Consider the following 20,094-nt stretch of genomic DNA (forward strand, 5'->3'; position numbering starts at 1 on the left):
CAGCCACCAGGTAGCAGGCTAAACCGCGACAGCCCTCCCCCGCACCAGTTCGCTAGGCACGGGGCGCACACAAAACCACCGCGAATCTACCGCAACCCCGGCGGGACCGCAGCGCACCCCGAATACTGATACACGCAGAGGTGCATATATCCTCTGCCGCGACATCAGGGTGTCCGAGCTCTGCGAGGACAGGTCCCCTGCAGGAGCAAAGAGGATAATATGCACCTCGCACGACAAAACTGTATTTATTCAGGGAACGCAAAAATCCCGCCGATTCCGAAGAATCAGCGGGATCTTTCTTGATGTGCGCCCCCTGGGACTCGAACCCAGAACCCATTGATTAAGAGTCAATTGCTCTGCCAATTGAGCTAGAGGCGCTTATTCTGTTTTTGCAGGTTTCCCTTGCAACAAGAAAATACTATACGCACTTCCAAATTTTTGCGCAACTCGATACATGGTGACTCTCAACACATTATATGGTGCGGGGGCATGAGACTCTCCGGGGCAGTTTTCCCCGAGCGGGGTGCATCCCGAGACAGGGACGCTTTAGACTGGGGTGAAGTATTGGGGCGGGCACACCCGCCACACGCAATGAACTTTGAGGAGCATCATGAGCATCCGTCTTGAGCCGGGCACCCCGGCCCCCGCTTTCACCCTCCCCGACGCATCGGGTGCGGAGCACAGCCTGAGCGATTACGCGGGTAGCAAGGTCATTCTGTACTTCTACCCGAAGGCTTCGACCCCCGGATGCACGAAGGAGGCCTGCGACTTTCGGGATAACCTGGCCTCGCTGAAGTCTCTGGGCTACGTGGTTCTGGGCGTCTCCCCCGATTCGCCGTCGGCTATTGCCCGTTTTGCGGAGAAGGAGTCGCTGTCGTTCCCGCTGCTCTCCGATGCCGATCACACGGTAGCTGAGGCCTACGGCGCGTGGGGTGAGAAGAAGAATTACGGCCGCGTGTACGAGGGCTTGATTCGTTCGACCTTCGTGATTGACGAGCAGGGCGTTATTTCTGTGGCCCAGTACAATGTGCGCGCGACCGGCCACGTGGCAAAGCTGCGTCGCGACCTGGGCATCGACCCGAAGTAGGGCCGGGGCACCACTCAGGCCGATGGTCGGGAAGCGGTGGCGGAACGATACACCGCCGATTTCGCGTCTAGAGGAGCCTCTAGTGTAGACTTGGGTCTTGGACCTCTGACGCATCCCTTCGGGGTGAGGTCCGCGCGCGCGAGTGGTGAAATTGGCAGACACGCAGGATTTAGGTTCCTGTGCCTTACGGCGTGGGGGTTCAAGTCCCCCCTCGCGCACACACATTCACAGTGAACCCGCCGTCACGGCTACCGTGGCGGCGGGTTTGTTCTATCCGTGCTCCGCCTCCCGCGGCCCCGCTCTCGCAGATTGCGGCAGAACGAGTGCCCGAGCGCGACTCGAACCGGTATTCTGAATACAAGCATCCGCTATGGAAAAGAGGACCTCCCGTGCTGAATGATCATCGTGCCTCTTCGGCCCGCAAAAACGCTGAGCTGCTCCGGGTAACCGCCGGTTCACGCGGCCTGAGCCGCCGCGACGTTCTGCGTTTTGGCGCCCTGTTGAGCGCGGGAACGGCCCTAACCGCGTGCGCTTCGACCGGCTCCTCCAACCCCGCATCGGGTTCCTCGGCGGCTTCAGCGGGCCGTATTTTTCGTTTCGCGCAGGGTGCCGCCCCCGTTCAGCTGGACCCCGCGCTCTCCCCGGTGGCAAGCACCTATCAGGTGACGGCGCAGGTTCTGCAGACCCTGCTCACGGCAGACCACTACACGGGCTCCCCCGATACGACCGATTCGCTCTGCCGCGAGTGGAAGGTTTCGGACGACCGCCTGACCCATACGTTTGTTCTGCGTGACAATGTGCATTTCAGCAACGGTACGGCCCTGACGGCCGCAGCGGTGGTGCAGAATTTCCAGCGTTGGCAGGCCTTGGCAACGGGCGAGTCTACCGCCGCGCTGGTGGTTCCGGCACAGCCCCTGTACGCGTGGGGTTTTGGTGTGCCGGAGCAGCCCGCGCAGAAGGATGCCTCGGCAGATGCCTCCGCCACCCCGTCCGCGACGGCCTCCCCGACCGCGGGGGCGAGCGCCTCCGCAACCGCGGATGCCCAGAGCAGCGCATCCCCGTCTGCGGATCCCAATTCCTCCGATTCTCAGAAGGGGGCGACCGCGAAGACGGAGGCAACGAAGCCTGAGCCGAAGCCCGTCTCCTTCACCCCGTTGGTGACCTCCGTCAAGGAGCAGGACGGCGCGGTCGTGGTGACCCTCTCGCGCCCCTCGCTGGCCTTCGGATGCATCCTGACTCAGCAGGCCTTCGGCATTATCGACCCCGCGCTCTTTGGTAGCGACCAGAAGCTCACCGGTGTTCCGGTGGGCACCGGAGCCTTCCGCATCGAGTCCTCCGAGAAGGGCACCGTGCACCTGCTTCCGAACGAGCACTTTGACGGTGCACGCCCGCAGCTTGATGAGATTCAGATTTCGACCCTGACCTCCTCCGATAAGCGCTACTTCGCGCTGGTCGAGGGAATGATCGATGCGTGCGATCAGGTGAATTCCTCCGATCTGGGTCAGCTGGCTCGTGACGGTTACCAGACCCCGGGCCGCGACCCGTTCTCGCTCGTGTACCTGCACCTGAATACGGCGCACCCCGTGCTCAAGAATATTTCGGTGCGCCGCGCCATCTCCCACGCGGTTGACCGCGGGGCACTCCACCAGTACTACCCGCAGGGCACCTCTGACGCGCAGACTCTTGTCTCCCCGTCGTTCCGTATTCGGGCCGACCACGCGAAAGAGCACACCGACCGCAATCAGGACCTTTCCCGTTCGCTACTGGCCACGGCCGGGTACAACAACCAGGTGATTGAGTGCTACTACCCCGCGGATGTTTCCCTGCCCTGGATGGATACCCCGCAGAAGGTGTATTCCGAGATGGTGGCTTCCCTCATCGAGGTGGGCCTCAACATTGTGCCGGTGCCGCTCACCTGGGAGGAGTACCACGCAAAGGTGAACGAGCCGTCCTCGACGCGCGGCATTGCGCTGGCAGGCTTCTATGGCATGTACCGCGACCCGTATGCGTTCTTCGGTCCGGCGTTGGCCCCGATGATTGCCGAGCAGCAGGTGCGCTCAATCGTCGCCGCGGCACCCGAGAGCATGACGACCGGGGTGACAGCGAAGACCGTCGAGCTACCCTCTTCAAACGGTGCGGATTCAAATATTCGGATTCAGGCGACGCCGAGTCCGCAGCCGAACTTCTCCCCGGATCCGGTGAGCCCGGAGGAATCCGCCTCCGCTTCGCCCACCCCCACGCCTTCGGCCACGGCCGTTCCCGTGGAGGAATCCCCGAGCTTCCTGCAGATTATGGAGAGCATCCGCGCCGCGGATTCGGCCGAGTCTGTGGATGCGCAGCGTGAGCTCTACGCGCAGGTGGTTACCCAGCTCGGCCAGTTCATGCCGGCGGTTCCCCTGCTGAACGTGACCTCGAAGGTTGCGGTGAGCCGCTCCGTGCAGGGCTACCAGACGGAGCAGAACGCTATCGAGTTCTTCAACAAGCTGCGCCTGTCGTAGCCAGATGCCCCGCGAGGCCGGCGGCACGTTCTTCGGCACGTTCTTCGGCACGTTCTTCGGCACGTGCGGCGGCCCGCGCCTCCGCGGGGGGGGGGACGGAGGCTACCGGGCAACGACAGCTAAGGTTTTTTCTACCCTAAGAAAACCTTACTTATGAGGTGTACCACTCTCCAATATTTTGTGGATTCTAGCTACAACTCGCCCTTCAAAAGATAGTAGGCTAGATGATATACCCCACAATTATTTGTTGTGCCCGACGCCGGGCACCCACACCCTAGGGAGAATTCAGTGGTAGCACGTACTGAACGAACCGACGTCGTCCTGGTGGGCGGCGGCATCATGAGCGCCACCCTCGGCGTGTTCCTCAAGGAACTCGAGCCGACCTGGAACATCATCCTGCTTGAGCGCCTCGACAAGGCCGCCCAGGAGTCCACCAACCCCTGGAACAACGCCGGTACCGGCCACTCGGCACTGTGCGAGCTCAACTACGCCCCCGCCGGCCCCGACGGCACCGTCTCCACCGCCAAGGCGTTGAACATCAACGAGCAGTTCCAGATTTCCCGCCAGTTCTGGGCCTCCCTGGTTGAAGAAAAGATTCTGCCGAACACCGAGTTCATCAACCCGGTTCCGCACATGTCCCTGGTCTTCGGCGAGGATCACTCCAAGTACCTGGCCGCACGTTTCGACGCCTTCCGCAAGGAGAAGCTCTTCGAGCGCATGGAGTTCTCCACCGAGCGCGAGAAGATTGCCGAGTGGGCACCGCTGACCGTGAACGGCCGCAAGGGCAACGAACCCATCGCCGCCACCTGGGCCCCCGAGGGTACCGACGTCGACTTCGGTGCGCTCACCCAGCACATGATTGACTACCTGCAGTCCAAGGGTGTCGAGGTTCGCTACGGCTACCAGGTCACCAACCTGAACCGCGAGTCCAACGGCTCCTGGACCGTTGACGCGATTAACCGCATCAACAAGGAAGAGCCGCTGACCATCAACGCTAAGTTCGTGTTCCTCGGCGCCGGTGGCGGTGCCCTGCACCTGCTGCAGAAGTCCGGCATCAAGGAAGGTAAGGGCTACGGCGGCTTCCCCGTCTCGGGCCTGTTCCTGCGCAATACCCACGAGGCTACCGCACAGAAGCACAACGCAAAGGTCTACGGCCAGGCATCCGTGGGTGCTCCCCCGATGTCCGTGCCTCACCTGGACACCCGCTACGTGGACGGCAAGCGCGCCCTCATGTTCGGCCCCTACGCGGGTTTCAAGACGAACTTCCTCAAGCAGGGTTCGCTGCTGGACCTTCCCCTGTCCCTGCGCCTGAACAACATCTACCCGATGAGCCGCGCAGGCCTGGACAACCTGGACCTGGTCAAGTACCTCGTCTCCGAGCTACTCAAGAACAAGGAAGCCCGCCTCGAGTCGCTGTACCAGTACTACCCCGAGGCTGACGGCGGCGAATGGGAGCTCATCGAGGCCGGTCAGCGCGTTCAGATCATGAAGAAGGACGCGAAGAAGGGCGGCATCCTGCAGTTCGGTACCGAGGTCGTCTCCGCAGCCGACGGTTCGATTGCTGCACTGCTGGGCGCATCCCCGGGCGCTTCCACCGCGGCGCCTATCATGCTGAACCTGCTGTCCAAGTGCTTCCCCTCCAAGATTGCCGGTTGGGAGCCCCGCCTGAAGGAGCTCATCCCCGGTTACGGTGTGAAGCTCAACGACAACCCGCAGCTGGCTGACGAGCTGATGGGCCACACCGCTAAGGTTCTGGGCATCCACAACTAGCCGCGCGTAACCCGTCGAACGTTCGACGCGTACTTTCGGCAGGCCCCTCCACCCCGCGTGGAGGGGCCTGTTGTGTGCCCAAGGTATCGAGATATATGGCCCCGAGAGGGCAAACACACCATATATTTGCACCTTCGGTAAATTGTGCGGTGCGGCAGAAACCCTATAATGTCACCGCAGGGGCGGGAAGAACAGCTCATTGTTCTTCCCGCTCAAACTGTGCGCCCGTACGGTCTCAGCGCGAGACGTGCGGGGCGCCGCATGTGTACACCTCGCCACTCTCACCCAAGGAGCCCCATTGGCTGCACACACCGGCTCTTCCACGGACACCTCCTCAACCCAGGTACCCGCCGGAGCTCGACGCGGACTCTTCTCCCGTAAGAAGAAGCCCGCGGCCCCCAAGTACGCAAGCGTGAAGCTGCGCGACTTCCCCAAGGGCAGCATCCTCTACATTCTGCGCCGTGCCATCTACAAATTCGGTGCAAACGGCGGCACCGACATGGCGGCAGCACTCACCTACTTCACCGTGCTGTCCATCTTCCCCGCCCTGCTGGCGATCGTCTCCCTACTGGGCGTATTTGGTCACGGTGAGGAAAGCGCCGCCGTCATCCTCGCCTTCCTCAAGGACAACGCGCCCGCCCAGATGTACGGCATCCTGGAAGACCCCATCAAGCAGATTACCGGCGACCATGGCGCAGGACTGGTGCTGTTGACCGGTATCCTCAGTGCGATCTGGTCCGCCTCCGGGTACACCGGATCCTTCGGTCGAGCTCTCAACACGGTCTACAACGTGCGTGAAGGCCGCCCCGGCTGGATTCTCAAGCCGCTGAACGTCTTCGTCACCACCGTGATTATCATCCTCGTGGTACTCATGATGCTCATGATGCTGCTGGGTGTAACCGTCCTGGACATGGTCGGTCAGTACGTGCCCGCGACCGTCGACATGGAGCTCATCAAGCTCATCTGGCTCAACGGCCGCTGGGTCCTCATCCTGTTCATGGCAATCGCCCTGATTACTCTGCTCTACGCGACCACCCCGAACGTGCGCCGCTTCAAACAGTGGAAGCTCTCCCCCGGTGCGGCGCTGGCGCTCTTCGGCATGGGCCTGGGCGGTTTCGGCTTCACCCTCTACGCCAACAACTTCAGCAAGTACAACGCCACCTACGGCCTGATTGGTGGTGTGATCGTGATGCTGCTGTTCATCTGGATTATGAACAACATGCTGCTCTTCGGCGCGCACCTGGACGCGGAAATTATGCTCATGCGCCAGATTATCGCCGGCGACGACGACCACGGCCACCTGAAGGTGCAGCCGCGTAGCACCTCCGCCTCGCGCGCGCTGAAGGCACGCCAGGAACGCCTCATGTCTGCCGGACGCGAATTGCAGCAGCAGGCGGCAGGTCAGGGCATGCTCCCCAAGCCGAAGGGCCCCTCCGTCGTAGCCCGCGTGCAGAAGGCGGTGGACACCAACACCGCCATGATTCGCACGATGATTGCCGACGGCAAGGAACGACTCGAAAACGGCAAGAAACAGCAGGCGAGGACTGACGCCGCCGAGGCTCAGGCTTCGGAGGCAGCCTCGGCAAAGGCGGATGCACGCGCGACCGCCGAGTCAGACTCTTCCGCCGCAGCAAGCTCATCTGCCGAGGCAAAATCTTCCACCGAGCCGGCCCAGGAGGCACTCTTCGACCTGGGTGCCGACAATCTAGGCGCCGATAAGCCGAGCACCGACAACCCGAACGAGGCGGCCAAGAAGAACTAAGAGGCAGCCGAGCGCTCACCCACCATGCGTGTGAAGGGCGCGGGACAGAAACCCCGGTCACTAAGATAGAACTATGACCAGTGCAGAATTCTCTCCCGCGCCCTTTGCCGTACCCACCGCCGCTACGCCTGACGCCGCCGCCGCGACCAATAATGCTGCGCCCGGCGTTACCCTACCCAACCTCGAGTACACCCTCTACCAGCCGAAGCAGCTCAAAAGCCGCATCCCGGCCCTCATGATTCACGGCTTCGCCACCCGCGGCGAACAGCTCTACGGCGGCACCGGCTGGATCCGCCAATACCTGCGCGCCGGATACCCCGTGCTGATCGTTGCCCTGCCCTACCACTCGGACGAATACCTCAAGGACCCCGAGTCCATGCACGCCATCGACTGCAAGCTCCCCGACCACACGAGTGTGCGCAGCCGAGAAATTCCCGTCGATTCGGTGCCCTCCGTTGACGCGTCGGGCCGGCCGCTGACCCCCATGCACCTGTTCACCAACATGCTCGCTCGGCTACTGCGCACCGTCGCCACCGAGAACGATCTCGGCGTTGAACTGGAATCGCGCGCGCACGTTATCGGCTTCTCCTTCGGCGCCCGCGTCGGCTGGGAACTCGCCCTCACCCACCCGGAGGCGGTCGCCTCCCTCACCCTGGGCGGCCTGCCCCTGCACGACCACCTCATCACCCTGCGCGCCATGCTCGAGGCGCACGAAGGTACCAGCGCCTCCGCGAGCGCGCAGACCCCGGCGGCAGACTCCACGGAGGAGGCCATTGCCTCCTTCACCTCGATTATTGATAACTCCCCCGCTCAGCCCGATGCGCTGCTGAAGTTCGTGCGGATTCCCTTCGGCCCGTTCTTCGACGTGCCCGCGCTACGCGCCGGTTCCCCCGAGCTGCCGGCGGGCAACCCCGGTGCGCATCCGCACGCGCCCATCGCGGTCGTGCTCGGCGATGCGGACACCATCGCCGCCGACGGTGCCGAACTCTACGACATGGTGCGCGAGGACAACCCGCTCAACCGTTTCATTCCCCTGCCCGGCCGCGATCACGTGAACGCCCTGACCTCCGGAGTGTTTCGCCGCGGCGCGCTCGCCTTCGCGGCGGAAGCGGAAGCAACCGAGGCGGCAGAAGGTGCCGGGGAAGCGACGGACCCTTCATAAAACGTCATATTCCTCCGGGGGGCTTCACGCTCAACCCCGGGGTGCGTCAGGTATGCCTTAGCTCTTAGAATGGGAACGTATCAAAAAACCTTTATCTAGCGGTTGAGGCTCAACCGCGCCCAGCAAAGGAGCACCATGCACCAGGTTAAGGCTGTCGTAGCCCTCGCCCAGGACGCGCCCGTCACCGTCACCACCATCAACGTACCCGACCCCGGCAAGGGCGAAGCACTCGTCAAGGTCCTCACCTGCGGCGTCTGCCAGACCGACCACCACTACGTCACCGGCGGCGTCGGCCAGGACTTCCCCTACCTGCTCGGCCACGAGTCCGCAGGTATTGTTGAGGCTGTCGGCGAGGACGTCACCGACATCGCCCCCGGCGACCTGGTCATCCTCAACTGGCGTGCCGTCTGCGGCGAATGCCGCGCATGCCGCAAGGGCCAGCCGCAGTACTGCTTCGCAACCCACAACGCAACCCAGAAGATGACTCTCGAGGACGGCACCGAGCTCACCCCCGCGCTGGGCATCGGCTCCTTCGCTGAGAAGACCCTCGTCGCGGCAGGTCAGTGCACCAAGATTACTGCCGACATCAGCCCCGAACAGTACGCCGCGATCGGCCTGCTCGGCTGCGGTGTCACCGCCGGCCTGGGTGCCGTGCTGAACACCGGTGAGCTCAAGCGCGGCGAGTCCGTGGCCGTCATCGGTTGCGGCGGCGTCGGCACCGCGGCTATCGCCGGTGCACAGCTGGGTGGCGCGACCACCATCATCGCCGTGGACATCGACGAAGAGAAGCTGGCCCGCGCCCGCAAGCACGGCGCAACCCACACCGTGAACTCCTCCAAGGTCGACCCCGTCGAAGCTATCAAGGAACTCACCGGCGGCTTCGGCGCAGACCTCGTCATCGACGCCGTCGGCATCGCCCCCACCTTCAAGCAGGCCTTCGAGGCACGCGACCTGGCCGGCCGCGTCGTGCTCGTGGGTGTGCCCGCACCCGGCACCACCTGGAACATTCCGCTGGACGAGGTCTTCGGCCGCGGCGGCTCCATCAAGAGCGCCTGGTACGGCGACACCCTGCCCTCCCGCGACTTCCCCGAGTTCGTGGACCAGTACCTGCTCGGCCGCCTCGATCTGGACAGCTTCGTCTCCGAGCGCATCACCCTTGAAGACGTCAACGAAGCCTTCGAAACCATGAAGACCGGCCGCGTGCTGCGCTCGGTCGTGGAACTCTAGGAGCGCAGGATGAGCGAACGTATTGAACGAGTCATCACCTCCGGCACCTTCTCGCTGGACGGCGGCTGCTGGGACGTCGACAACAACGTGTGGATCGTCGGCAACGACTCCTCCGTCATCATCATTGACCCCGCCCACGACGTGGACAAGATCTCGCGAACCGTCGCGGGCCGCACCGTGGAGAAGATTCTGCTGACCCACGCCCACGACGACCACATCCGCAGCGCCAAGGAGGCGGCAGAACGCTTCGGCGCCCCCGTCTACCTGAACCCAGCGGACCGTGTGCTCTGGGAAATGGTGTATCCCTCCTGGGACTTCGACCGTGAGCTGGCTGACGGCGACGTACTGCGCATCGGCGACACCGAGCTGACCGTCCTGGCAACCCCCGGCCACTCCCCCGGCTCCGTGTGCTTCTACGCACCCACCCTCAGCTGGGAGAACAGCGAAGGCGTCGTCTTCTCCGGCGACACCCTCTTCAACGGCGGCCCCGGTGCAACCGGACGCTCCTACAGCGACTTCGACACCATCATCGAGTCGATCTCGACCCGCCTGCTGACCCTGCCCGAGTCCACCGCGGTCCTTACCGGCCACGGCGACAGCACCGGCATCGGCCTGGAGGCACCCGAGCTGCCCGTGTGGATTAAGCGCGGCCACTAAGCATTAGCCATGCCGCCCGCACGGCACGGCTGTCCTCGCGGCTACCCGCACAGCGCGGCGCTACGCGGCACGGCACTAAAAAGCGGAAGGCCCCGCCACCTGCACGCAGGTGGCGGGGCCTTCCGCCGTATCTGGAAACGCGAAGGGTTAGGCGTCCAGGGGAGCCAGCTTCTCCTCGTGCTCCTCGCGCCACAGGTAACCGTACAGGTGCCCCAGCGCAAAGTACATGGTCGCCACAATCACCGGCACCATGAACGCGTTGCGGTAGTATGGGGCGTCGCCCATGTAGCCGCCCCACATGCATCCCATCGCCATGCCGATGCCCAGCATCGAACGGGTGAAGAAGCTTGCCTGTGCGTCGGGAATATACTTCAGCGAGCGGCTCAGCGACAGCTCATGGCCGGCGAAGGCCACACCCAGCGTCGCACCGCACAGGACTAATGCATAGAAAATCGTTGACGTATCCACGCTCGTCGGCAGGTACAGGGCGGCCAGGACCAGCAGAATTCCGCTCAAAAGCCAGCCGTGCCACGGGTTAATGGACTGCCCACCCAAAATCACGGGGAAAGCCACCAGAACCATCGATCCCGTTCCGACGGCCACCATCGCCATGAACATGTTCATCGACCCCTGCATCAGCGCGAAGCCTAGCAGACCCGAGCCCACGGAGCCCACGCATCCGCCCAGTAGCACCAGGCCAATCACCAGAACCGCAGTCTGCAGGCTCGGACGCGTCATGCGCACCCGCGCGCTCGCCGTCTTCAGGCGAGATACATCCGGTAGGAACTTCGGCGCCACGAAAACCACCAGGAGCAGGAGCACATCCAGACCGATGGTAATCCAGAAGCCCGAATATTCGTGGTTAGGCGCAATGTAGGCGTCGCCAATCCAAATCATCAGGGCCGCTAACGGGTGCATCGACAGGTTCGCGGTGGTACCCCACGAGACGGCCGTCGCCAACCGCTCGTCGCTATACCGGTAATTCCGGCGATACAACGATTCAAGAGCGAACGGAGTCCACGGCGGGGTCGTAAAGCCCATCGCCACGCAGGAGAGCGCATGGTAAAGGGTACTCACATTGTTCGGATCCACCGTCAGACGCCAGCCGATGACCAGCATGTTCGCTATCGCTGCGATGTTCAACACCGACGTGATACCCAGAAGAAACTGCAGGCCCAGGGCCCGCACCAGCATGGGCCCCATCATCACCTGAACCGAGTACGCACCGGCAAAAGCCGCCACCGCGTAACCGGCGTCGTGCACGCTACCCAGGTGGCTCGCCAGCAGAATATACAAGGCAAACGCCGAAGATGCCGCGGGAATGTGGAACAGAATGGTCAGGACGCTACGCGCAAATCCCTCATCGCGCAAGATATCACGCAGGTACTTGCGCTGCTCACGGCCGTTTCGCCAAAACAGCGCCCAATGCTGACGCACGATGTTCGATACCGAGTCGTCCTTATTGACCTCATCATCCGAGGGCAGAGGGAGGGGCCTCACCTCCTGCAGCACGTGGTCGTTGTTACGCACCACATCGGTGAGGGGACCGCCCGGAGCGGAGGGAACCCCCGTGCCGGAGGTAGGCTGCACGTGTAGCTCGGGAGGAGGAGTCACCTTCATAGTGTGCGGAGGAACCCCCGGTACGTGAGCACCGGGGGTGGGTGACGCGTCCTCGGGGTGAGCCGCGGGGCGCGCTGAATCCTGATTCCTACGCTGAGGTGATGGGGTCATGGTCTCTCTCGTGATTATTCCGCCGGTTCTCGACGCGTCAGCGTTCGAGGGCGGGGGTATGCCTAATAGGAGTTTACCCTCACCGAGGAGCCACGCTGTCCCTTTTCCACCACAATCTGGGTCGGAATACGGTTCTTCATCTCTTCAACGTGCGAAATAAGGCCGATGGTGCGACCGTTCTCACGCAGAGACTCGATGGTGTTCATCACCGTATCCAGGGTTTCGGAGTCGAGCGTACCGAAGCCCTCGTCGATGAAGAGGGTGTCCAGCTCGATTCCGCCGTTGTTCGACTGCACCACCTCGGCCAGTCCCAGGGCCAGGGCCAGGGAGGCCAGGAAGGACTCACCACCGGACAGGGACGCGGCGTCGCGCGGTTCTCCCGTCCAGGTGTCCGTGATGTTCAGGTTCAGGCCACCGCCGCTACGGCTTCCCTTAGCGCGGTGGTCGCTGAGCTTCATACCGTAGCGACCGTCGCTCATGCGCTGCAGGTGCTTATCCGCGACGTCCAGGATCCGCTCGAATTCACCGCCGAGCACGTAGCTCACCAGGTCCACCTGGTGCGTGTACCCGCCGAGGGTGTCGCCTCGGGCCGCGGCGGCGAGGGCCCCCAGCATCTCGACCCGATCGTAGCGTTCGGCCGTCCGTTCGCGGAAGGCGACAAACTCACTCCGCAGGGCCTGCAGGGAACGCACGATGCCTTCCCTCTCGCCCTCTCGGCGAACGAGGTGCTGCACCCGCTGGCGCAGTTCCTCGATGCGTCCCCTGAGTTCCTGCTGATTATCCGGGGCCTGTTCGCCCGCGGCCACGCGAGCCGCGACCTCGACCAGGGCTTTGCGGCCCAGGCTTTCGTTCACGCGGGCGGACTCCAGCTCGTAGTCGTTCACGGCCTTCTCGAGGGCCAGAATCTGAGCCTCCGTTCGCTCGGCCGCAATGACCCCGGCGGAATCGGCAAAGGGCGACTCCTGGAGCAGCCCCTGAACCTCGACGAGGTGCTTAGAGCGCTCCTCCGCCGCGCGGTTCAGCAGCAGGGAGCCCTGTTCCTCGCGCTGGGCGAGGGCGCGGTAGTTCTCAAGTGCCTCAATACGCTGGGCAAACGGGATGTGAGCCTTGGAAGGCGCCAGCTCTCGGGCCAGGGCGTCACGGCGTTCGAGGCTTTCGCGGTGGAGGGCCTGGGCCTCGGTGAGGGCATCGTGCAGGGTGCTCCGGGTCTCTTCGGCGGCCTTCTGTTCGGCCTCCGCCTGAGCCTGGCGCTTGCGCAGGGCGTCGCGCTCGGCGAGACGGGTCGTCGTCTGCTGAACCCGTTCGCGGGCCTGGGCCAGCTGCCGGGCGCTCTGCTCGGGATCTGTGCGTTCCTGGGCCGCGAGGGTTTCGCTCTGGCTACGGGCGCGGGCCAGCGCCTCAGAAGCCCGGTGATACGCGAGGGTGGCCTTTTCCTTCTCCTCCTCGCGAGCGCGGGAGGCCTCGTGGGCGCGGTCTTCACGGGTCTTGGCTGCGTCCAGATCGGTCTGCTCGACGAGGCTCTCGCCCTCGCGGGCACGGGCGGGGTTGGGATGCTCCGCGGAACCGCACACCGGGCAGGGTTCACCCTCGGCCAGCTCGCGGGCGAGCAGGGAGGATGCCTGGGCCAGTCGCTGCGCCTGCAGGCTCCTGAAGGCGTCGGTCGCCTCGATAGCGGCTCGGGCGGCTTCCTCCCAGCGTTCCTGAGCCTTCTGCCGGGTGCCGAGGGCTCGTTCCGCTTCCTTCTCGGCCTCGGCGACGGCCCGCCGCGCGGCGTCAATATTCTGCTGGGCCTGCTGGGCTTCGCGGTGCGCCTTCTCGGCGTCCTCGGCCCCGCGGAGGGCAAGAGCGTGCTCTTCCTCGGCCTTCTCGTAGGCCTTCAGGTTCTCCTGAATTTCCCGTGCCCTGGCACCCAAGGTTTCGAGCTTCTGGGCGGCGCTTTCGACCTTCTGGGCCAGCTGCTCGCTCCGGGTTTGGGCCTGTCGGACAGTGCGCTCCTCCTGGGCCAGCTGATCGTCGCGCTTGTGCAGGGCGCGCAGGGAGGCGAGGGTCGCGTCGAGATGCCGGCCGCGGGCCTCCGCGGGCTCTTCAGCCGTACGCGTGGCGAAGAGCTCCTCCTCGGGGTAGGGCGCGGCATCTTCCGCGGGATCCTCCCCCGCACGCAGGGCACGGAGCAGGCTCTCGCGAGCGGTCTTCAGGGTGCCGGCGTACTCGGCCTGCCGGGCGCGCTGTTCTTCGATGTCCTGTTCCTCAACGCGCAGCTGGGTGTAGCGCGCGGTGAGCGGGGCGGCGGCGCGGGCATCCGCAAGCTCCTTCACGCGTGCTTCGTGCGGTTCCCGTTCCTCAACGAGGCGTTCACGGCGCGCGACGAGCTGTTCGTACTCGCCCCAGTCCTTGCGAAGCTGAAGGCGCTCGTTGAGGGTCTGGGCGTGACGGTCAGCTTCGCCGGCGAGGCGGGACTGTTCCCAGCCGTCCCGCGCGGAGGCGGTGCGCGCCTCCTCGACACCGGAGGCGAGCCACGCGTCAAGGGTTTCGGCGGCGACGGTTTCGGGGGTAATCGTATCCGTGGCTTCTGCGGTCTCCGGCCCACCGTCGGCGGGGGATGCTTCGGCCGCCTCCCCCTCGGGGGTGAGCGGGGTGAGGCTTTCGCGAAGAGCTTCCATACCACTCCGGGCACGATTGAGATAGCCGTCGAGGGCCTGTTCATCGTTGGCAACGTCCTGCCGGGCCTGCTTTGCCTCCTCGAGAAGCTCGGCGTACATGGCCTCGATGTGATCTACGGGGAACATCTTCTTGAGCAGTTCTTTACGCTCTACCGGCTTGGACTTGAGGAATTGCGCGAACTGCCCCTGCGCGAGGAGCACGACCTTGAGGAATTGTTCGCGGTTGAGGTGAATACGCTCCGCGATGACGGCGTTGACCTCTTTGACCTGGGAGGCGATGGGCTTCCAGGCCTTATCGTCCTCCGGGTTGCCTCCGGGAAGCAGCTCCTCCACGGTGGCGGTGGCGGCCTTGACGGTCATCTGTCCGGCGCGCTTGCCGCGGGTGATGGGGTGGCTGTACACGGGGGTGCGGTTAATGCGCAGGCGGCGACCCTGCAGGGTGAGGTCGAGGAAGACGCGGGGCGGGGTGTTGCTGCGTGCCGCGTAGGTGGAGTAGAGCTGCGCGGGGTCGCGGTCGCCGGTGGTGCCGCCGTAGAGGGCGTAGCAGATAGCGTCCAGGATGGTGGTCTTACCGGCGCCGGTGGGACCGTTGAGCAGGAAGACTCCGGCAGCGTTGAGGTCGCCGAAGTCGATGGTCTGCCGGTCGGGGTATGCCATGAAGGCTTCAAATTCGAGGCGGTGCAGAATCATGCGTGGTCTTTCTGAGCGGTGACTCGGTCGGCGATATCGGTGATGACGGCGCGTTCGGGGTCGGTGAGGGGACGCTCGCGAACGTAACGGTGGAATTGGTCGAAGAGGTCCACGGGGTTAATCTTCTGGCTGAGCGGCGGAGCGGCGGGTTTTTCAATGGCTTCGCGGGTGCTGCGGTAGCTGAAGTGCGAGATGGTTTCGTACCGCTTGCGGAGCGTGTCGACCGCGCCGACGGGAAGGGTCTCGTCGGTGAGCTCGATGCGGCAGTAGTAGCCGCGCTCGTAGGGGGTGTATTCCGGGTTGTTGAGCAGATCGTCCATGGTGCCGCGGAGGGTTTTCATGGGAACGCGGGTTGCCCATTCATGCCCGGTGACGACGGGCTCACGTTCGGGTGTGAGCTCGATGAGGTAGGCGCCGTTGCGGTTGGTTTCTTCGCTAAAGGAGAAGCCGAGGGGTGAGCCGCTGTACCGGATGGTGGGGGTGACGGGGTACCGCTTATGAATGTGCCCGAGGGCTACGTAGTCGAAGCTGTCGAAGAGGAAGACAGGTACCCAGTCGATGCCGCCGACGCTGATGTCGCGTTCGGAGTCGCTGCGGGGCGTGGTGTCGGCGTTGCCTGCGGTGTCGCTGACGGTTGCGTGGCTCATGACGATGACGCGGTCGGCACCTTCGCCGCGAGCTCGACGGTCGGCGATGTCCGCGCGAATGGCATCGGTGACGGCGCCGAGGACGGCGCGGTGAGTGGGTTCAACCCCGAGTGCGGTGGCGTGCAGGCGCGGCGCAAGGTAGGGAATGGCGTAGACGTGCACGCGCTGGGTCCCCTCGACGAGTTCGACGGGGCGGGTGGCGTCCTCGAGAGTGGTTCGGATGTGCACACCCGAGGCTTCAAAGAGTGCTGATCCGTAGCTGAGGCGGCGGAAGGAATCATGGTTGCCGGAGCTGAGGATAACCTGCACGCCGGCCTGGACGAGGCGGGTGAGAGCCCGGTCGAGCAGGGTGGTGCTTTCGGCGTTGGGGATGCTGCTGTCGTAGACGTCCCCGCTAATGAGGAGGGCGTCAACGCCTTCGGCCCGAACGTAGTCGAGCAGTTCGTCGATGAACTGCCGGTGCTTGTCGGTGAGAGGGCTGCGGTGAAAGGTGCGGCCGAGGTGCCAGTCGGAGGTGTGCAGAATCTTCATGGTTTCAGTATGGCACCGTTGAGAAAAGTGCGCCCCGCGGTTCGTCATTCACGGCGTAGGCGCTCATGCGGAGCGGGGGCTCCATCCCCGATATCTCCCCATCCGCGGAGCAGGCGCCCATCCGCGGCGTAGGCGCTCACGCGGAGCGGAGGCTCCGTCCTCAAGGCCTCCCACGCACGGAGTAGGCACCCCACAGCGGCGAGGTGCTCACGCGGAGCGGGGGCTCCGTCCTCAAGGCCTCCCACGCACGGAGCAGGCGCCCATCCGCGGCGAAAGTGCTCATGCGGAGCGGGGGCTCCGTCCTCAAGGCGCCCCAGCGCCGCAGAGGGGGTACTCCCCCGCGAGCGTGAGCGCGAAGCCGCTTGATATACCCCAACCCCGCGCATCCTGAGCACGAAGCCGCCTGGTACTTCCCCCGCGCGTCCTAATGCACCCGTGGGATAATCGCCCTATGAGTTTTTCTGAGTTCACGCGCGCACCCGAGGTTTCTGCGGAGTTTGCGGGCCGGGTGCGCGGCCTGTTGTATGCGTCTGCGCTGGGTGACGCGCTGGGCTATCCCCTTGAGCTGCTGTCGGCGGAGCAGATCGCGGAGCGCAACCCGAAGCCCTGGGAGGCCGCGTACGGCGAACTGCTAATCAGCGATGATACGCAGCTGACCTGCTACACCCTAGACGGCCTGACGGAGGTTCTGGAGTGGAATAACGAGGGCGCGGCGGCGGATGAGTTGGCGTGCCTGTGGCTGGCGTATTTGCGGTGGTTCCGCGGTATTGGCGAGGCTCTGCCGGAGACCGCCCCGTTTTCTTTGGATCGTGAAATTGACGGGTCGAACGAGTTGACGGCTCGTCGCGGTCCGGGTGCTGCGACGTTGCGGGGGTTGGGTACCGGTGAGATGCAGCTGGTGTCGAAGTCGGTGAACCCTGATGCTCTGGGTAGCGGCGCGCTGGTGCGTTCGGCGGCTCTGGGGCTGTTGCCGGTGGCTCAGGAGCGCACGGTGGTCATGTTGGCGGTGCGCGGTGCGGCATTGACGCACGGCCACCCGGAGGCTTTAGTGTCAGCGGCGGCGTACGCGCTGCTCATCCGCGATTTGTTGGCATCCCCGTCCGGCTCGTTTGACGCGTTGCTGGAGGCGGCGCGTCGTGTGGTGTCGTGGTGCGGTTCGGTTGCCGGGGATGATGCGATTCCGGGTGATGGTTCCCGCACCGTGGAGGCGCTGAACCGTGCCTTCGAGCTTTTGGAGCGCGGTGTGGTGCCGGTGCCGCAGGCGGTGGCTGAGCATTTTGGTACGGGGTGGACCGCCCCGGAGCTGCTGGGCACGGCGCTGTGGTGCGCGGCGGATGCGCTGAGGAATCTACCCGCCGATGCTGATGATGCGACGGTGCGTGGCACCCTGTTTGAGGGGCTGTGCCGCGCGGTGTCGGTGGATTCTGATTCGGATTCGGTGGGAGCGATGGTCGGTATGCTGTGGGCGGCGGCCGGTCTGCCGGTGGGTTCGGAACCTGCGGGTGATGTCTGGGCACAGGCGCTGGGTCGTGTGCATGGCCTAGACCAGGTGGAGGCGGTTGCGGAACGCTATCTGCGCCAGTTGGGCCTGTAGTAGCGCTGCACCTCGACGGCATAGCGGCGATGCGGAGCGGGGGCTCCGTCCTCGAAGCGCCCCCAGGCGCTGAAGAGGGGGCACTCCCCCGCGAGCATCGTCCGCGAGCCGTAAGTACAAACTGTTTACATACGCAGAAAAGGCTCTCCGGTATCTCGGAGAGCCTTTTCTGTATGTGCTAGATCTAGCGAAACTGAACCTAGACGGCATAGCGGCGATGCGGAGCGGGGGCTCCGTCCTCAAGGCGCTCAGCGCCGCAGAGGGGGCACTCCCCCGCGAGCATCGTCCGCGTGCCGGTCGTGCGGAACTGTACCGCGAGCATTGTCCGCAGAGCCAACCTGACATACTCAGCCTCTGTGAAACTGAACTTTGGCGGCGTAGCGGACATGCGTAGCGGGGGCTCCGTCCTCGAAGCGCCCCCAGGCGCTGAAGAGGGGGCACTCCCCCGCGAGCATCGTCCGCGTGCCGGTCGTGCGGAACTGTACCGCGAGCATCCTCTGCGTGCCGGACAGCAGACCAGCTGCACGAGCATCCGCCAGCACGTTAGAACCGCTAGATATGAACTTTTAGTCCAGGTAATCGCGCAGAACCTGCGAACGCGACGGGTGACGGAGCTTAGACATGGTCTTCGACTCGATCTGGCGGATTCGTTCGCGGGTCACGCCGTAGACCTTACCAATCTCGTCGAGGGTCTTGGGCTGACCGTCGGTCATGCCGAAGCGCATTGCGACGACACCGGCTTCACGCTCGGAGAGGGTGTCGAGGACGGAGTGGAGCTGCTCCTGCAGAAGGGTGAAGGACACCGCGTCTGCGGGGACGACTGCCTCGGAGTCCTCGATGAGGTCACCGAATTCGGAGTCGCCGTCTTCGCCGAGGGGGGTGTGCAGGGAGATGGGCTCGCGGCCGTACTTCTGAACCTCGATGACCTTTTCGGGGGTCATGTCGAGTTCCTTACCGAGCTCCTCGGGGGTGGGTTCGCGACCGAGGTCCTGAAGCATCTGGCGCTGCACGCGGGCGAGCTTGTTGATGACCTCGACCATGTGCACGGGGATGCGGATGGTGCGGGCCTGGTCTGCCATGGCGCGGGTGATGGCCTGGCGGATCCACCAGGTTGCGTAGGTGGAGAACTTGAAGCCCTTCGAGTAGTCGAACTTCTCGACGGCGCGGATGAGGCCGAGGTTACCTTCCTGGATGAGGTCGAGGAAGAGCATGCCGCGGCCGGTGTAGCGCTTGGCGAGGGAGACGACGAGTCGCAGGTTGGCTTCGAGCAGGTGGTTCTTGGCTCGCTTGCCGTCGTGGACGACCCAGCGCATGGCCTTCTTGAGGTCCTTGTCCATGTCGGGGTTTTCGGCGAGCTTGTGTTCTGCGTAGAGGCCGGCCTCGATGCGCATGGCGAGGTCGACTTCCTGCTGTGCGTTGAGCAGGGAGACCTTACCAATCTGCTTGAGGTAGTCCTTGACGGGGTCGGCGGTTGCGCCGGGGGTGACGACGCGCTGAGCGGGGGCATCGTCGTCGTCGCTGGCGGTGAGAACAAAGCCGGAGCCCTTGGCTGCTACAGCCTCGGCGGCCTTCTTTTCTTCCTTCTTGGCGACGGTGGCTTCGTCTTCTTCAGGCTCTTCGTCGGCGTCGGTGGTTTCGAGATCGTCGTCGAGTTCGAGGTCGAAGTCGTCGTCGGTCTTCTTGCGTCGTCCGCCGGTTTTGCGCTTGGTGGTTGCCTTAGCGGTGGTCTTGCGGGTGCGCTTGGGCTTTTCCGCGGTGGTTGCGGTGGCAGTATCTTCTGCGGTGGTTTCCTTGGCTGCCTCGGAGGTGGTCTTGGCTGCCTTAGTAGCCTTAGTAGTCTTGGTTGCCTTGGTGGCGCGGGTGGTCTTGACGGCGGTTTCTTCGGTTGCGTCGCCGGTTGCAGTCTTCTTGCTGGGTGCAGGTGCCACTAGTACCCTTTCTGGCTTGTGTTGGGGTGCTTTGTCTGCAAAACACCTAAGACCCTGTCAAGTCTGTGCTGGCGTCCTCTTTGGTGTGTTTGCGACTCTGAACCGATTAACACTGCGGGACGGGTTTTTATTCCGCTCGCGTTGGTCGTT

Annotated in this window: 12 protein-coding genes and 2 tRNA genes; 9 read left to right on the forward strand and 5 right to left on the reverse strand. The window is 64.1% G+C overall.

Features of this window, described 5'->3' with window-relative positions:
• Window positions 1-305: 305 nt before the first annotated feature.
• A tRNA-Lys gene (locus HMPREF2944_RS08290) sits at window positions 306-378 on the reverse strand.
• A gap of 232 nt (window positions 379-610) precedes the next feature.
• On the opposite strand from HMPREF2944_RS08290, the gene bcp reads away from it, so the two are divergent.
• The 8 genes from bcp (at window position 611) to HMPREF2944_RS08330 (ending at window position 10,163) form a co-directional block, all read left to right on the forward strand.
• Window positions 611-1,087: a thioredoxin-dependent thiol peroxidase gene (bcp, locus tag HMPREF2944_RS08295; RefSeq protein WP_070682331.1), complete on the forward strand. Its 477-nt coding sequence runs from the start codon at window positions 611-613 to the stop codon at window positions 1,085-1,087.
• 136 nt (window positions 1,088-1,223) lie between these two features.
• Window positions 1,224-1,305, forward strand: a tRNA-Leu gene (locus HMPREF2944_RS08300).
• Between the two features lie 171 nt (window positions 1,306-1,476).
• Complete coding sequence (locus HMPREF2944_RS08305; RefSeq protein ID WP_083313109.1) at window positions 1,477-3,585, forward strand: ABC transporter substrate-binding protein; 2,109 nt, start codon at window positions 1,477-1,479, stop codon at window positions 3,583-3,585.
• Window positions 3,586-3,873: 288 nt separating this feature from the next.
• Entirely contained in the window at window positions 3,874-5,355 is a 1,482-nt protein-coding gene (locus HMPREF2944_RS08310; RefSeq protein WP_070682333.1) for a malate:quinone oxidoreductase, read from the forward strand.
• Between the two features lie 298 nt (window positions 5,356-5,653).
• A complete protein-coding gene (locus HMPREF2944_RS08315) occupies window positions 5,654-7,117 on the forward strand; it encodes a YihY/virulence factor BrkB family protein (protein WP_070682336.1) in 1,464 nt (487 codons plus the stop codon).
• A gap of 73 nt (window positions 7,118-7,190) precedes the next feature.
• Complete coding sequence (locus tag HMPREF2944_RS08320) at window positions 7,191-8,279, forward strand: alpha/beta hydrolase (protein ID WP_070682338.1); 1,089 nt, start codon at window positions 7,191-7,193, stop codon at window positions 8,277-8,279.
• Between the two features lie 135 nt (window positions 8,280-8,414).
• Window positions 8,415-9,506 (forward strand): S-(hydroxymethyl)mycothiol dehydrogenase, encoded by a 1,092-nt coding sequence (locus HMPREF2944_RS08325; RefSeq protein ID WP_070682341.1) that lies wholly within the window; start codon window positions 8,415-8,417, stop codon window positions 9,504-9,506.
• A gap of 9 nt (window positions 9,507-9,515) precedes the next feature.
• The gene (locus HMPREF2944_RS08330) at window positions 9,516-10,163 is read left to right on the forward strand and encodes an MBL fold metallo-hydrolase (protein WP_070682343.1); all 648 of its coding nucleotides are present in this window, start codon (window positions 9,516-9,518) and stop codon (window positions 10,161-10,163) included.
• A gap of 147 nt (window positions 10,164-10,310) precedes the next feature.
• Here HMPREF2944_RS08330 and HMPREF2944_RS08335 read toward each other — a convergent pair whose 3' ends face one another.
• The 3 genes from HMPREF2944_RS08335 to HMPREF2944_RS08345 form a co-directional block, all read right to left on the reverse strand.
• Window positions 10,311-11,783 (reverse strand): MFS transporter, encoded by a 1,473-nt coding sequence (locus HMPREF2944_RS08335; protein WP_070649227.1) that lies wholly within the window; start codon window positions 11,781-11,783, stop codon window positions 10,311-10,313.
• A gap of 173 nt (window positions 11,784-11,956) precedes the next feature.
• Complete coding sequence (locus HMPREF2944_RS08340; protein ID WP_070682346.1) at window positions 11,957-15,244, reverse strand: AAA family ATPase; 3,288 nt, start codon at window positions 15,242-15,244, stop codon at window positions 11,957-11,959.
• On the reverse strand, window positions 15,241-16,422 hold the full coding sequence (locus HMPREF2944_RS08345) for an exonuclease SbcCD subunit D (RefSeq protein ID WP_070682349.1): 1,182 nt from the start codon (window positions 16,420-16,422) through the stop codon (window positions 15,241-15,243). Before HMPREF2944_RS08345 ends, HMPREF2944_RS08340 begins: the two co-directional genes overlap by 4 nt.
• A gap of 451 nt (window positions 16,423-16,873) precedes the next feature.
• Here HMPREF2944_RS08345 and HMPREF2944_RS08350 point away from each other — a divergent pair, with 451 nt between their 5' ends.
• The gene (locus HMPREF2944_RS08350) at window positions 16,874-18,016 is read left to right on the forward strand and encodes an ADP-ribosylglycohydrolase family protein (protein WP_070682352.1); all 1,143 of its coding nucleotides are present in this window, start codon (window positions 16,874-16,876) and stop codon (window positions 18,014-18,016) included.
• 566 nt (window positions 18,017-18,582) lie between these two features.
• On the opposite strand, the gene HMPREF2944_RS08360 is transcribed toward HMPREF2944_RS08350, so the two are convergent.
• Window positions 18,583-19,944 (reverse strand): RNA polymerase sigma factor, encoded by a 1,362-nt coding sequence (locus HMPREF2944_RS08360; protein WP_070682358.1) that lies wholly within the window; start codon window positions 19,942-19,944, stop codon window positions 18,583-18,585.
• Window positions 19,945-20,094: the final 150 nt, after the last annotated feature.

Source organism: Rothia sp. HMSC072E10 (assembly GCF_001813965.1).
Taxonomy (GTDB): Bacteria; Actinomycetota; Actinomycetes; order Actinomycetales; family Micrococcaceae; genus Rothia; species Rothia mucilaginosa_A.